At 31.1% G+C, this 15,029-nt stretch carries 15 protein-coding genes, 7 tRNA genes and 1 rRNA gene; 3 read left to right on the top strand and 20 right to left on the bottom strand.

Annotation, left to right across the window (positions count from 1 at the left end):
- Positions 1-480 precede the first annotated feature (480 nt).
- Together KPL50_RS25470 and KPL50_RS25465 are read right to left on the bottom strand one after the other, a co-directional pair.
- Complete coding sequence (locus KPL50_RS25470; RefSeq protein WP_216301289.1) at positions 481-1,422, bottom strand: GNAT family N-acetyltransferase; 942 nt, start codon at positions 1,420-1,422, stop codon at positions 481-483.
- On the bottom strand, positions 1,409-2,599 hold the full coding sequence (locus KPL50_RS25465; RefSeq protein ID WP_216301288.1) for a sugar MFS transporter: 1,191 nt from the start codon (positions 2,597-2,599) through the stop codon (positions 1,409-1,411). The genes KPL50_RS25470 and KPL50_RS25465 overlap by 14 nt, the downstream gene beginning before the upstream one ends.
- Positions 2,600-2,876: 277 nt before the next feature.
- Between KPL50_RS25465 and KPL50_RS25460 the strand changes: the two genes are divergently transcribed.
- The gene (locus tag KPL50_RS25460; RefSeq protein WP_216301290.1) at positions 2,877-4,082 is read left to right on the top strand and encodes an SAM-dependent methyltransferase; all 1,206 of its coding nucleotides are present in this window, start codon (positions 2,877-2,879) and stop codon (positions 4,080-4,082) included.
- A gap of 340 nt (positions 4,083-4,422) precedes the next feature.
- On the opposite strand, the gene KPL50_RS25455 is transcribed toward KPL50_RS25460, so the two are convergent.
- The 8 genes from KPL50_RS25455 to KPL50_RS25420 form a co-directional block, all read right to left on the bottom strand.
- Positions 4,423-5,190, bottom strand: a complete 768-nt coding sequence (locus tag KPL50_RS25455; RefSeq protein WP_216301287.1) for a ThiF family adenylyltransferase — start codon at positions 5,188-5,190, stop codon at positions 4,423-4,425.
- A 138-nt stretch (positions 5,191-5,328) separates the two neighbouring features.
- On the bottom strand, positions 5,329-6,573 hold the full coding sequence (locus tag KPL50_RS25450; protein ID WP_216301286.1) for a DUF1015 domain-containing protein: 1,245 nt from the start codon (positions 6,571-6,573) through the stop codon (positions 5,329-5,331).
- Between the two features lie 24 nt (positions 6,574-6,597).
- Positions 6,598-7,509 (bottom strand): D-2-hydroxyacid dehydrogenase, encoded by a 912-nt coding sequence (locus KPL50_RS25445; protein ID WP_216301285.1) that lies wholly within the window; start codon positions 7,507-7,509, stop codon positions 6,598-6,600.
- A 144-nt stretch (positions 7,510-7,653) separates the two neighbouring features.
- Positions 7,654-8,727 carry an alanine--glyoxylate aminotransferase family protein gene (locus KPL50_RS25440; protein ID WP_216301284.1) on the bottom strand — a complete coding sequence of 358 codons (1,074 nt, stop codon included), beginning with the start codon at positions 8,725-8,727 and terminating at the stop codon, positions 7,654-7,656.
- Positions 8,728-9,068: 341 nt separating this feature from the next.
- On the bottom strand, positions 9,069-9,257 hold the full coding sequence (locus KPL50_RS25435; protein WP_216301283.1) for a hypothetical protein: 189 nt from the start codon (positions 9,255-9,257) through the stop codon (positions 9,069-9,071).
- Between the two features lie 89 nt (positions 9,258-9,346).
- Positions 9,347-9,535 carry a hypothetical protein gene (locus KPL50_RS25430; protein ID WP_216301282.1) on the bottom strand — a complete coding sequence of 63 codons (189 nt, stop codon included), beginning with the start codon at positions 9,533-9,535 and terminating at the stop codon, positions 9,347-9,349.
- Between the two features lie 150 nt (positions 9,536-9,685).
- Positions 9,686-9,862 carry a hypothetical protein gene (locus KPL50_RS25425; RefSeq protein ID WP_216301291.1) on the bottom strand — a complete coding sequence of 59 codons (177 nt, stop codon included), beginning with the start codon at positions 9,860-9,862 and terminating at the stop codon, positions 9,686-9,688.
- 41 nt (positions 9,863-9,903) lie between these two features.
- The gene (locus KPL50_RS25420) at positions 9,904-10,617 is read right to left on the bottom strand and encodes a hydrolase (protein ID WP_216301281.1); all 714 of its coding nucleotides are present in this window, start codon (positions 10,615-10,617) and stop codon (positions 9,904-9,906) included.
- A 234-nt stretch (positions 10,618-10,851) separates the two neighbouring features.
- Here KPL50_RS25420 and KPL50_RS25415 point away from each other — a divergent pair, with 234 nt between their 5' ends.
- Positions 10,852-12,093 carry a DUF1576 domain-containing protein gene (locus tag KPL50_RS25415; RefSeq protein ID WP_216301280.1) on the top strand — a complete coding sequence of 414 codons (1,242 nt, stop codon included), beginning with the start codon at positions 10,852-10,854 and terminating at the stop codon, positions 12,091-12,093.
- A 2-nt stretch (positions 12,094-12,095) separates the two neighbouring features.
- Positions 12,096-12,440: a hypothetical protein gene (locus KPL50_RS25410; RefSeq protein WP_216301279.1), complete on the top strand. Its 345-nt coding sequence runs from the start codon at positions 12,096-12,098 to the stop codon at positions 12,438-12,440.
- Positions 12,441-12,565: 125 nt separating this feature from the next.
- Here KPL50_RS25410 and KPL50_RS25405 read toward each other — a convergent pair whose 3' ends face one another.
- The 10 genes from KPL50_RS25405 to rrf all read right to left on the bottom strand — a co-directional run bounded on the left by KPL50_RS25405 (position 12,566) and on the right by rrf (position 14,805).
- The gene (locus KPL50_RS25405; protein WP_216301278.1) at positions 12,566-13,138 is read right to left on the bottom strand and encodes an NAD(+) diphosphatase; all 573 of its coding nucleotides are present in this window, start codon (positions 13,136-13,138) and stop codon (positions 12,566-12,568) included.
- A 102-nt stretch (positions 13,139-13,240) separates the two neighbouring features.
- Entirely contained in the window at positions 13,241-13,933 is a 693-nt protein-coding gene (gene sfsA / locus KPL50_RS25400) for a DNA/RNA nuclease SfsA (RefSeq protein ID WP_216301277.1), read from the bottom strand.
- Between the two features lie 155 nt (positions 13,934-14,088).
- Positions 14,089-14,163 (bottom strand) — tRNA-Glu (locus KPL50_RS25395).
- A gap of 10 nt (positions 14,164-14,173) precedes the next feature.
- Positions 14,174-14,249, bottom strand: a tRNA-Lys gene (locus KPL50_RS25390).
- Between the two features lie 4 nt (positions 14,250-14,253).
- Positions 14,254-14,328 (bottom strand) — tRNA-Gln (locus KPL50_RS25385).
- A 9-nt stretch (positions 14,329-14,337) separates the two neighbouring features.
- A tRNA-Arg gene (locus KPL50_RS25380) sits at positions 14,338-14,414 on the bottom strand.
- A 16-nt stretch (positions 14,415-14,430) separates the two neighbouring features.
- Positions 14,431-14,504: transfer RNA gene (locus tag KPL50_RS25375), tRNA-Gly, on the bottom strand.
- Positions 14,505-14,514: 10 nt separating this feature from the next.
- Positions 14,515-14,598, bottom strand: a tRNA-Leu gene (locus KPL50_RS25370).
- Positions 14,599-14,608: 10 nt separating this feature from the next.
- Positions 14,609-14,683, bottom strand: a tRNA-Glu gene (locus tag KPL50_RS25365).
- Positions 14,684-14,688: 5 nt separating this feature from the next.
- Positions 14,689-14,805, bottom strand: a 5S ribosomal RNA gene (gene rrf, locus KPL50_RS25360).
- Positions 14,806-15,029 lie beyond the last annotated feature (224 nt).

The following is a 15,029-nucleotide window of genomic DNA, read 5'->3' as shown; positions in this document are numbered from 1 at the left end:
ACTTTTTAGTCTTACGACTAAAATTACTTCTTTATCTAAAGTAATTAACTGGTCAAGCGAAATATTATTTCGCTATTTTACCTATTTCTCTGTTTAATTTTCAAAGACCAATTTGTTTTGTCATCAAGTGACGACTTCTACTACTTTATCAGTTATTCAATCATCTGTCAATAGTTTTTCACACTTTTAATTTATATTTTCTTTTATGCTAGGATGATTGCTTTGTCACTACTAAACTGCAACAACAAGTAATATTCTAACATAGTCCACCATATCTATTTTGTTACATATGGTATTCATCTCAATATAGGTACATAATAATCTTAATTTCTACGTTTTTCTACGTTTTTCTTATATTGATACACTAGGACTCGTATACATAAACACCCTCATAAACTTGTCCCAAATAAGATCATTTATAAAAGTATCCATGCTTATGGTGATATTAATCCAATATTAAATTTAGATTTTATAAATTAGTTAGCTACTTTTAACCTTATAAAAAACCATATGGTCTCTCCATTCACCATTTATGTATAAGTACTTTTCACTTATACCAAGTTCTTTAAACCCAGAATTTCTTAAAACTCTTTGTGATTTTTCATTGTCCATTAGGGTAGTTGCTTCTATTCTATGTAACTCTAATTCCTCAAAAGCATATTCTACTACAAGTTTAACTGCTTGTTTCATATATCCCACGCCTTGCTGTTTTTCATCCAAGGAATAACCTATAAAAGCATTTTTAAAAACACCCACAACTATATTGGATAAACTTATTTTCCCAATAAGTTTATTACTATTATATATACCAAAATTAATACCAGTCCCCCTTAAAAATTGCTTGTAACTCTCTGTTAAAGTACGCTTCTGGCTGTCAATTGTATAAAACCCCTCATCTCTAGAAGGTTCAAATGGCCTTAGAAATTCTCTGTTTCTTAAGTAATAATCTAACACTTCTTCTGAATCTCCAGGAGTTAATACCCTAATTTTAATATTTGTACCTTTAATTTCTAAATCTTTTTCTACTGAATTTCTATTAAAAACAAAACTAGTTATACCAAAAGTAAGTTCTGATTGATATTCAGCTTTATTTATTACACTATCTGTGATAATACCTTCTAGATCAAACCCTAAATCAGTAAAGGCATTTGTATTTATGGTTTCATGTGCTATAACGTTTACTTTATTTATTCCCATATTTTTAAACAAGATATTTAGCATAAGATTTAATGTATCTTTTAAATACTCATAACTTTCATTAGTATTCCTATGAAAGTTCAATCTAAAAAGGCAAAACTTATTTTGTTTATCTAATTCAACTATATATATTCTTCCTAATATAATATACGTATTGTCCTTTATTACGTACTCTCGCTCATTTCCCTTTAGAGCTTCTAAATTCACATATTTACCCTTGTTCATTGTTAACCCCACTATCTATAATAAAATTACATTTTGTGTTTATATAAATAAGATATATAAAAATAATCGATATTATTAGACTTATTGGTATCATATAAAAGGCAAAATAAGTACCAACCTTATCATTCAATTTACCTATTACCAAGTTGAGTAGCATATTAACGGTTGAAGTTAATGTAACTATAACTCCTGTTATATAAGAAGTATTTTGTTTAAATACCTTACTTATAGTAAGTACAAGTGTTGGAAAGGTTACTGCAAAAAATAACCCCGAAACAGATATTATTATAAGACCTTTTTCTCCAATAACAAGTCCTAAGGTGAATAAACATACTGCAATTGTTAATGAACCCATAGTTGCTTTTAAATATCCTAGCTTTTCTACTACAAATCCCCCAAGTAACCTTCCAATACTAAATATAATCAAAAACAAAACACTATAAAAAGCGCTCTTACTACTATTATATTTATAATTTTCTTTTATATAATTCACAAGCCAGCTTACTGTAGCCACCTCAGAAAATACATAAAACCCTAATGCAAATACATAAAAATAAATCACTTTATTTCTTAAGACATCCAATTTATTTATTTTATTGCCGTCACTATATTTATGCGTATGAGGCATTTTTATGAAAGTAAATGCAATAAGTAGCATCACAAATAAAATCGATATTCCAAGATATATATTCCTCCAAGTAAATCCCTTTGTCATTAATACTCCACCTAGAGCTTGACCTGCAGCCCCACCTACACCATAACAAAAATGAATTATATTCATAAGAATACCTTGATAACTTAGAAGTAATACTGGTACTAATGTGTTTATAGCTATGCTTGTAAGTGCAAGACCTATATTCATGATGAACATGCTTATTAAAAAAGAGGTATAACTATCTACTACTGACATTAATGATAATGAAAAGAACATACAGCTGAGCCCTAATATAATAACCCTCTTTTGCCCTATCTTTTCGCAAAGTATCCCTCCAATATAAGAAAATAGTATGTATGCTAAGGACCCAATAAAGATCATTATTCCTATGCCAGTATTATCTATATTAAAGTCCGATTTAAAAGATGGTATAAATATTCCTTTAGTATTTTCAGCCATTGCATTTAGTGCCATCATAATAAACAGGGAAATTATAACTATAATATTATTCTTATTTTTCAATTAATTTCCTCCTTATAGTTCTCTAGGGTGTCCTCCTAGTTCTACTACTCTGAGGCGCTCTCTCTTAATTTCCTTTGATTTAATCAATTTTATTATATCATAAATTATTATGGTTAAATATAGTAAGCAGCCAATATCCTGATTTTCTTATTTTTCTGTTTGCAACTCTATATTATGGTTAAAATTATAATATCATATTTCTATTCAATAGCTTTTGAAACTTTGTTATACTTATAATATAGACTTCTAATAATTATAAAAGAAAGGGTTGAGCACAATAAATAAGCAAAATATTAATAAATTAAAACTTTTTTTAATGGGACTTGAAAACAGATTCTCTGAAAACTCTTCTATATTTAAGCAAATTAATACCACCTACATATCAGGTCTAAAAGAATTTAAAGGTACAGGACTTTATGACAATGGAGATATCAAATACAATTTTAGCGGAAAAACAGATACCTTGAGTATAAATCAATTATTTTCTAACATAGTTAAAGAAGCTGAAAACTATGATAGTTTATCACTAATTTATAGTGAAAGGGGCAACCTGATTCAAATTTATGCGGATAATAAAAATGTAACTATGAAGAACTTAGATGTGGATTCTAAAGACCTGGAGGATTCAAGCAATATTTCTTCTAAATCAGCATCTGCGAGCACTAGCGGAACTACTTCCACTCTTTTAAATAGAGATTACTATATTAAGATTGGCAGTGCAGATAATTTACTAAAAGAAATAGGGATAATGAGTAAAGATGGTAAAGTTAAAAATGATAAAATAAGAAAATATAACCAAATCGATCGTTATGTAGAACTATTAGAAGGTATTTTAGATAAACTTCCTAAAAACGAAATTGTAAATATACTAGATTGTGGTTGTGGAAAATCTTATTTATCCTTTGTACTTAACTATTATTTAACAGAAGTCAAAAGGAAAAAGTGCCATTTTATTGGACTAGATTACTCTGAATCTGTAATAGAGTCTTGCAAGATTATGGCCAAAAATTTAAATTATAGAAATATGGAATTCCAAGCTATAGATATTAAAGATTATGAACCTGCTAAAAATATACATGTAGTATTATCCTTGCATGCTTGTGATACTGCTACAGATATGGCATTAGCCTTAGGAATAAGAGTAAACTCCGATGTAATAATTGCAGTTCCCTGTTGCCATAAAGAATTCTTAAGTCAATTTTCTTATGAGCCCTTTAAAAATATACTAAAGCATGGTGTATTTAAAACAAGAATGGCCGATATTTTAACAGATGGTATGCGATCTTTGATGCTAGAAGCTAAAGGATACGAGGTTTCTGTTGTGGAGTATATTTCTCCACTGGAAACACCTAAAAACACAATGATAAGAGCTATAAGAACTTCCACTGAAAATGATAAAGCTATGGATGAATATATATCTTTAATGAGCAGTTTAAATGTTTATCCTGCCTTATATTCATTTTTAAATGAATGGGAAATGTAAGGGTTTTCATTGAATTAATTTTAAAGGTACAATATGAGAATAATCCGAAGCATTAAAGCCAAAATTTAGAAAGGTGGAATTAAGATGGCAAATAAAATAAAAGTACATTATCAACGTGAGGAAGAGGAATATAAGCGTAATGACGGCAGATGTGATGAGTGTACCACTGATATATGATCCTTAGTTACTTCACATTCTAAATATTATATGTAATAAAAGCAGGAATTCAATCCTGCTTTTATACATATGTTTTTTAATATTTTGTATCATTTATTGATGTTGTTTTAATTGTAATTTTAGTTGTGAATTTCTATTTTGAACCTCAAAACGGAAGATAATCTTAAATATTATCTTTCACCTTAATTAAGTCCTTAACAACTTCTCCACCAATTATCATTCCCGCTACCGGAGGAACAAAGGATATACTCCCGGGAATCTGTCTTTTTATAGCACATTTTTTTGAACCTCCTGTGCACACACAGCCTTCTTTACATGTTATAACTTCGTCCAGCTTAGGCCTTATAGGGATTTCCTCAGAATAAACCACCTTGAGAGTGTCAACATTCCTTTTTCTCAGCTCATGTCTCATAACCTTTGCAAGTGGACATACTTTTGTATCATAAATATCTGCAACTCTAAATAGTGTTGGGTCTAATTTATTGCCTGTACCTAAACAGCATATAATATCGATGCTATGCTCTTTGCAGTAAAGAGCTAGTGCTATTTTTGAAGTCACAGTATCAATAGCATCGACTACATAATCTGTATCGGTCGTTATAATATCTTCCATATTGTCCGCTGTTACAAATGTTTCATGAGTTATAACTTCACATTTAGGATTTATTTCGAGTATTCTATCCTTCATTACTAAAACCTTACTTTTACCTATAGTATTAAAGGTAGCATGTATTTGCCTATTTAAATTTGTTAAACATATTGTATCATCATCTATTAATACCAGTTTACCAACACCAGCTCTTACTAGTGCCTCAACTGTATAACTACCAACTCCACCTATTCCGAAAACTACTACCTTACTTTCTTTTAATTTGTTTAAACTATCCATACCTATTAGTAACTCTGTTCTTGACAATGAATGCTGTGGCATATGTTTCTCTCCTTTTAATATATAAATTATAAAAATCAATTTTATAATTTTATTATACCCTAAAAACACAAAAAGACCACGCATTTGCGTGGTCTTTTATTACAGTCTCAATAGTTTCATTTTTAACATGACATTAACTTATAGTTCGTGGACAAATATTCCACTTTGTAATTTTGGTTCAAACCAAGTTGATTTAGGAGGCATTGTTTTCCCTGCATTTGCTATATCCATTAAATCGTCCATAGTTGTAGCACACATGGAGAATGCAACTTTCATTCCTTCATTAACTCTTCTTTCAAGTTCTCCAAGTCCTCTTATTCCACCTACGAAATCAATTCTTGAGTTTGTTCTTGGATCATCAATTCCTAGAATTGGTTCTAATAAATTGTTTTGAAGTATTGATACATCTAATCTATCTACTGGATCCTTTATATTAAAAGTTCCCTCTTTAGCAGCTAGTTTATACCATTTTCCATCTAAGAACATTCCGTATGTTCTTTGAACTTCTGGTTTAAATTGGCCTTCACCTTCATAGGTCGTTATATCAAATTTTTCAGAAACTTTACTCATAAATTCTTCGCAGGAGTTTCCGTTTAAATCTGCTACAACTCTATTATAATCCATTACATATAAATCATTGTCTGGGAATATAACTGATAAGAAGAAATTGAATTCCTCATCACCTGTGTATGATGGATTTTCTTGTCTTCTCTTTAGTCCAACTTTAACAGCTGAAGCTGATCTATGATGACCGTCAGCTATATATAAATAATCTGTTCCAGCAAATAGAGCTGATAGTTTATTAATAACCTCTTCCTCATCTATAACCCAAATAATTTGAGATACACCATCTTCTGATTTAAAATCATATACTGGAGTTTTTGTTTCTGTCCAGTTTTTTACTAATTGGTCTATTTCATCTTTATGTCTATATGTTAAGAATATTGGTCCAGTATTAGCATTTGTATAATCCACATGATTAAATCTATCAAGCTCTTTATCTGCTCTTGTTAACTCATGTTTTTTAATTATATCATTTATATAATCATCAATTGAAGCACAAGCGACTATACCAGTTTGAGGTCTTCCATCCATTATTTGTCTATAAATATACAAACAAGGTTTTTCCTCTTGCATATACACTTTATAATTAATCATTTTTTTAAGATTTTCACTAGCTTTAAGATAAACTTGCTCACTGTGAATGTCTATGCCTGGTTCTAAATCTACCTCTGGTTTATCAACATGTAGAAATGAATAAGGTTTTCCTTTAACCATTTCTCTAGCTTCTTCACTATTCATAACGTCATAAGGAAGAGCTGATACTTTCTCTACTAAATCTAATTGCGGTCTGTATGCTTTAAAAGGTCTTACTACTGCCATAATTATTCCTCCTGTGTTTAATTTTTATTTGAAAAAATCACAAATAATGCTTGTTATCTCAGCGCCTATTCTTGTTTGAGCTTCCTTAGTTGCAGCACCTATATGTGGTGTTACAGAAACCTTAGGGTGGTTAACTAATTTTTCATTTTTTGTTGGTTCTTCAACAAAAACATCTATTCCAGCTCCTGCGAGTTTACCATTATCTAATGCTTCTAATAAAGCAGCTTCGTCAACTACTCCACCTCTAGCACAGTTGATTAAGAATGCTCCATCCTTCATCATAGCTAATTGGTCCTTTCCTATAAGAGCTCCTTGCTCTTTAAAGAATGGTACATGTAATGACAAATAATCCGCTCTTTTTAAAAGATCATTTAATTCACAGAATTCATATTCATCACAATCTTTTGCTTTCCCTATTATATCTGTATATATAACTGTCATACCAAGTGCAGATGCTTTTTTAGCTAGTTCTCTTGATATTCTTCCGAATCCAACAAGACCTAATGTTTTTCCGCCAATTTCTACGCCTTCATATTTTTTCTTATCCCATTTTCCTTGTCTCATAGCTACATTAGATATATTAATAAATCTTGATATTGCAAACATATGAGCAAGAGCAAGTTCAGCTACAGATGCACTACTTGCATTTGGAGTATTAGTAACTTTTATTCCTTTTTCCATAGCATATGCTACGTCTATATTGTCAACGCCAACTCCGCCACGTATTACAAGCTTTAATCTTCCTGCTTCTACTGCTTTGTCAATTATTGGTTGTCTAACCTTTGTTGCAGATCTAACAACAATTACGTCAAATTCTTTTAATGCATCACCTAAAACTTCAGGTTCATAAAAGTGTTCAACAACTTCAAATCCTTTTGCTTTTAACTCTTCAATTGCATTTTTCTCCATACCATCAGTAACTAATATTCTAATCATGATAAGCCTCCTCTTTTATATACAGTAAACGTTATACTTTAATGGCTTATTCCATTAAAGTGTATTATTTAAAATGATTACATAAATTTAAATTAAGAATGAAAAATCACATTATAATTTTTCATTCTTAATTTTAATTTTTAATTATTTAAGTCCTAAAATCTCGCTAATTAGTACTAGTAGCTCTTCTATTTCTTTTGGAGTAGTTTCAGCCATATGAGCTATTCTAAAAGTTTTATCCTTCAATTTTCCATAACCATTAGAAATCATGAAACCTTTTTCGCCTAATTTTTTATTTAAGTCAGATACACTAATTTCTCTTGTGTTTTTAATGTTAGTTAATGTGTTTGACAAATAGTTTTCATTAGGGAATACTTCAAAGTATTTTCTAGCCCATGCGCGAACAAGCTCAGCACCAGCAATATGTCTAGCAAATCTATTTTCTAAACCTTCTGCGAGTATCTTATCTAATTGATAATCTAGTGCAAACATGTGTGCAAGTGATGGAGTAGAAGGATATTGATAATCTTTCTTTTGTACGTAATCATACATTCCTAATAAATCAAAATATATTCCTCTGTTTGTAACTTGTTTAGCTCTTTCTACTGCTTTTTTTGAGAATGAACAAATAGCCATTCCTGCAGGTAATCCTAAACATTTTTGAGTTGAAGTAATACATATATCTATTGCCCATTCATCTGTTTTTACTTCTGTTCCAGCAGCGTTACTTACTGTATCAACACATACTACAACTTCAGGATATTTTTTGTATACTGCTGAAAGAGCTTCCATGTTATTCATAAGTCCTGTTGAAGTCTCATTCATAGTAATAGTTATTAAATCATACTTACCAGTTGATAATGCGGCTTCAAGCATTTCTGGAGTTGTTGGTTGTCCCCATTCAGATTCTATTTTATCTGCTGGTACTCCATTAGCTGTACACATTTCAAACCATCTGTTTCCAAATGCTCCTACTGAAAATACTGCTGCTCTTTTTGCTGTACATGTACGAACAGCACCCTCCATTAGTCCACTTCCTGAACTAGTTGAAAGTAATATTTCTTCTTTAGTACTAAGTACTTTTCTCATTTTATCACTTATGTTTCTTTGTAGTGCAGATGCTTCCTTACCTCTATGTGATATTTGAGGAGTAGCCATTTTTTGAAGTACATCATCTGCTACCTCTACTGGTCCTGGTATAAATAATCTTTTATGCATAATTGAACCTCCAAGTTTTATATTTTGGCGTTTTTTATTCATTTTATGATTTGTCTTGAAGTCTAATAACCACTTTTATTTTAACACTTAAATATAAATTTCTCAATATATTAGAAGTAAATATTATGATATATTTAGCTAATATTCTACATATATTATATAAAAACATATACTATATTAACATATATTCTAAAATATTACTTCAATTCACTGTTTTAATAGTATTTTTAAAAGGTAATTAATCCCATTTTATATAATAAACCATGTTTGTTATGTATACTAAGTGAGAAAAACTACCTTACAAAAATTTCTGTTAGAATATTAGTGATTTATTATCTGCATTAACCTTGATCGAGTCCAGCTAAAACTTTATCGTATAAATTAACTTCACATTTATCATTCTTTAAATGATGGCAATTATTACAACTTTTGCTGAATGGTGTCCCTATTGAGGATTGAAATTCTGTACCTACTGAGTCATATCCATCACAACTATTTGCTACATGGGACATCTGTTCTATATTTGGCATATTATTATTCCTCCTTTTAAGGCACATTGAAATAAATAATAAGTTCTTATACTAATCTATTTCTTTTCATGTACCTATTTTAAAATTAGTCAATTTAACATTATTGTTTCCCTAATTCCATCAAATAATCCCTCTGTACATTTTTCTTTTACATAATTAACACAACTACTACAACTTTCAGACCCATAAGAAATGCTATTCATGAGTCCCATGTAATCTCTAGCTGTATATCTATTACAATTCTGAGCTATTCTCATTTTTAATTCACTTGAAACCATAAAATCCTCCAAACATTAATAATTTTATATGTTAATTTTAGTCTTCCTTTTATTTAGGATTTTAATTCTTATTATGTAAATTTTAATCTTAAAATATGAAGAAGCTACTAAAACAAATAATGTTCTAGTAGCTTCTTCATATCTTTTAAATTATATATTAATTATAGATTCAGTTTCTCTACAGTACTTCGTAGTTAAACACTGCCCTAAATTTCTTGGACATCTTTTACAAATGCAGTCGGAAGCTTCTCCATCACATTCTTTTGTTTCTGATTCAGGGCATTTATCACAATTATCTCCACCTACAGCCATTTTATCACCTACCACTCTAATTTAAATTAGTTTGTAATTAGTTATTCTATAATGTCTTATTTTTCTATGTTCTCTGTCTCATACTTTGTTCTGTACTTAATCATTATTTCATTTAAGATGTCTGCCACTATTGGTGGGGTAAATGTTATTGCATTAGCTCCTGCTTGTATAGTTTCCATTATACTCTCATCATTGGGTCCACCTGTTGCTATTATTGGGAAGTCAGGGTATTTTCCCCTTATTTTTTTAATTATATAAGCTGTCCTTCTTGCACCTGAGACATTAAGTATAGTTGCTCCCGCATTTATTCTTGCATCTATATCTTCAAATTCTGATACAATAGTAACTATTATTGGAATATCTATAGTTTCCCTTATTTGTGTTACAACTTCATTGGATATTGGACTATTAACTACTACCCCCATAGCACCTTTAAATTCAGCATCTAGTGCTAAATTCGTTACTCTTTGCCCTGTAGTAATTCCTCCGCCAACACCACAAAATACTGGTACATCTGCAGCAAGTAGTAATGCTTCCGTTATTATTGGCTGAGGCGTAAATGGATATACCGCAATAACTGCATCAGCGTTTGTATTTCTTATAACTGCTACATCAGTAGTAAAAACAAAGGACTTTAATCTTTTTCCAAATATTACAATACCGCTAGCATCTCTTATTGCAACTGGTAGCTCTATCATATGACTTCTCAAAGTTCCTTTTATTTGAGGTACTTTTTTATTTGAATTTTTATTTTCATTGTTCTTTTCCATGCTTGTCCCTCTTTCTTTTTTCTAATTATTTAATATTAGTGCGAATATATTATTTAGCCTAATTTTTATGATCTTACTAATATGTTGTTAATATCATAAGTATAATTATACTTACAATTCTTATTTAATTCTACCTATAATACATATATTATTTTATTTATACTGGTAATTATTTTGTATTTATTGTAAAATAATCACATAGAGTCTCAGTTTATAATATGAAGGAGGTCCTTAATGCCACGAAAAATTCATTCAACCTATTATATGTTTATTTGCTTATGTTTATTTTTTATGATTTTGGCCTTTGTTGCAGATACCCCAACGGAAATTTTCCTAGGCTTTAACAAAATACTTTTTGAATCTAATATACTGATAACAGATTATATACAACTTGCAGGCATTGGTGCTACTTTTATTAATATGTCACTAGTAGTTTTAGTCTCTGTATTTCTACTTATTTATGTTGGAATAAAGCCAAATGGCTCCACTGTAGCTGCACTATTCACCATGGCCGGTTTCTCTCTTTTCGGGAAAAACATTTTAAATATTTGGCCAATTATTTTTGGAATTTGGTTATATTCTAGATATCAGAAAGAAAAGTTTATAAATTATGTTCTAATAGCACTATTTGCCACAACCTTATCTCCTACTGTTAATGAATTAGCATTTTCAGGTCATTTACCCTTTGAGGGTAATATCATTATAGGAGTATTATTAAGCACTTTTATTGGTTTTATTTTTCCTCCAATGGCAGCTTATTGTCTAAAGCTTCACCAAGGTTATAATCTTTATAATATAGGTTTTGCAGCTGGACTTCTTGCAACCTTATTAATGTCATTATTAAGAGCTTTTGGTATAAATTTTGAAAGCCGCTTGCTTTGGTCTACAGGAAATAATCTGTTTTTTTCTATAGTATTAATTTGTTTATTTATAGTAATGATCATGGTTGGATATATCGATAATGGTAAAAGTTTTAAAAACTTATTCAAACTCTATAAACAACCAGGCAGATTAGTAAGTGATTATTACCTCTTATTTGGAAGGGGTATTACTATTATAAATATGGGCATTCTAGGCATATATTCAACTGTTTTTCTACTTATAATTGGGGGGGATTTAAATGGTCCTACTATAGGTGGAATATTAACCATTGTTGGTTTTGGTGCATTTGGAAAACACCTACGAAACGTATTCCCTGTTATGATAGGTGCAACACTCTCATCTCTATTAAATATTTGGCCAATCAATTCACCTAGCATGGTCCTAGGCATTTTATTTAGTTCAACACTGGCCCCTATATCAGGGCAATTTGGATGGGCTTATGGTGCCCTTGCTGGTTTTTTACACATTTGTTTAATGATGAATCTTGCCTATCTTCATGGTGGTTTAAATTTGTACAACAATGGTTTTGCAGGAGGAATAGTATGTATAATCCTTATACCAATCATTACTGCATTTAGAAAGGAGCTTAAATAATATTGAAGCATACACATCAAAGAAATATAAAAATAGTAAATGAATTAATGGGCTATTGTTATAACCACGGTTCCGAAAATGTCCATATTGATATAAATAAAGAAAACAAAAAAGTAGTCATACTTATAAGAGCCGAAATTCCCACTATGTCCGAAGAGGATCTTGAGCTTTTAGAAAAATCCCTAAATACACAAAGATGTCATGAAATGGAAGAATATTATTGGAATCTTACAGGTGATAATGACTCGTATTCAGAACTTGTCCTTGTAGGTATGATGATTGATGAAGCTCACATAACTTATGTTGATGGTAAATATCTTGAACTACTCTTAACTAGAATTCCATAATAGCCTTAATTAGTTAGATTGTTTCATTTTCTTTTACACAACTTCAGAAGAATTAAAAATCAATAATTACTACTTGTTGATTTTTAATTCTTCTGATACAATTATTTTATGTTTTATCCATATTGTTATTTTAGGACCATCTCTTCTTCCTTTATAATACCTGAATAATCAGTTTCCATATCGCATCTATATGCATTTTTCCCCTTATATTCAATTTCCTTTAGCAATTTTCTAACAATTCTTTTTCCTATTTCGTCTTCACTCATTTCACAGATAGCATCATCTATATTGCCCCAATCAACCCATTCAACTTCAGAAGACTTATTTATTTCCCCCTCAATATAAACAGCACTAAAAGTTAGCATTATTATTTCTTTAGAAGCTAAATAGTCACTTCCCAAATATTTTATATCACCAACAGTTATTCCAGTTTCCTCTTTAACTTCTCTATATACAGTGTCTTCAACAGATTCTCCGTTGGTTACATATCCTGACACTAATACCTTTGAATTCTTAAAAATATAACTTTGTTTAAGAAGTAAAATTTCTTTACCCTTCATAACCGCAACTACTACACATGGTTTTGGTGTGTCAAAATACATAATATCATCCACAGGGCAATATGGAACCCCACCTTCATCCCAGCTGTCTCTTTCAATTAATTCTCTTCCGCAAATTGGGCAATATATAAATTTCAAAATTTCCCCCCCTTAACCTCGTTTTAATTTTCAACCTATTATTATATGTAGTTTAATTATTGCTTATTTCAAAGTAATTATCAATAAGGCGCATAAAAATAATTATAAAATAACCGCAACCGGCTGACTTAAAGTTATAAAATTTTCACCAACTTCACATTCATAAGCATAGATATCAACGCCACTTTTGCAAGCTAATCTTAGAGCCTTTCCAAAAGCTGCGTCCATTTCATCATAGGGAGAAAAATTAGCTATGTTATTCATTTGAATAAGAAATAGCACTCCTGCTCCAAAACCCATTTTTTTAGCCTCTATAAGCTCTAATAAATGTTTTGTTCCTCGGTCTGTAGGTGCATCTGGAAACATACTTTTACCATCTACCTCATATGTGACTCCCTTTACTTCAAGATAATACTCTTCCCCCATATCATTAGATAGTTTAAAATCAAATCTACTATTTCCAAAAGTTTTTTCTCTGTGTATTATGTTATATTTAACAAGATTCCGTATTTTTTTACTCTTTAAGGCTTCATCAACAACTTTATTAGGAATTTGTGAATCTATATTAATGATTTTATTACCTTTATATCCTGCAATTAAGTCATATATTGTTTTTCTAGTAGGATTAAGCTCTTCCCTTAATAAAACCTTGGATCCAGGAATTAATATTTCTTTGCATCTTCCTGTATTTGGAACGTGAACTATTAATTCCTCGCCATTTAAATTCACATAAGCTTGAAACCTATTTGGTCTTATTATAAATTCTGCAATAAAAACTCTTTTATCTATAAACATATTTTCAACTCCATTTTTATAAATATACACCAATCTATAAAAGTTATCAACATATCCACAATGATAAGAGTATTTTATGTGGATACATTGGCCATTATTTCATAAATCAAAAAATTATCAACAAAAAAGTCCTTGCATTAGCAAGGACTTTTTTTTGGTGACTCCTAGGGGAATTGAACCCCTGTTACTACCGTGAAAGGGTGGTGTCTTAACCTCTTGACCAAGGAGCCTTATAAAGTTTGGTGGCTTACCGGGGAATCGAACCCCGGACACCATGATTAAAAGTCATGTGCTCTACCAACTGAGCTAGTAAACCATATTGGCTGGGAGGGCAGGATTTGAACCTACGAATGCCACAGTCAAAGTGTGGTGCCTTACCGCTTGGCGACGTCCCAACAATATAATGGTGTGTCTTAAGGGATTCGAACCCCCGGCCCACGCCTTAGAAGGGCGTTGCTCTATCCAACTGAGCTAAAAACACATATAAAATAAAAAAATGGAGCGGGTAGAGGGAATCGAACCCTCGTAATTAGCTTGGAAGGCTAACACTCTACCATTGAGTTATACCCGCTTAATAAATATGGTGCAGGTGAAGGGACTTGAACCCCCATGCCGTAAAGCGCTAGATCCTAAGTCTAGTGCGTCTGCCATTCCGCCACACCTGCAATATATATATGGTGACTCCTAGGGGAATTGAACCCCTGTTACCACCGTGAAAGGGTGGTGTCTTAACCGCTTGACCAAGGAGCCTTATGACCTGGCGACAACCTACTCTCCCACAAGGTCACCCCTGCAGTACCATTGGCGCATTGAAGCTTAACCATCGTGTTCGGTATGGGAACGGGTGTTACCTTCATGCCATAATCACCAGATTTGTTTTTTAGCAATAATAATTGAGAATCTACCGTCGTTGACTACGGATATTAGATATAAAATATCTTCTCATTATTATCTCCATATAGAGATATTTTTTTCTTTACAGAAAAATATTCTCTCAAAATTGCACAGTGAAATTTTTCGCTTCATATATATTAAGGTCAAGCCCTCGACTTATTAGTATTAGTCAGCTGAACATGTTACCATGCTTACACCTCTA

The organism is Clostridium sp. CF012 (genome assembly GCF_018861755.1).
Classification (GTDB): Bacteria; Bacillota; Clostridia; order Clostridiales; family Clostridiaceae; genus Clostridium_AD.
This window is presented reverse-complemented; position numbering and strand designations above follow the sequence as displayed.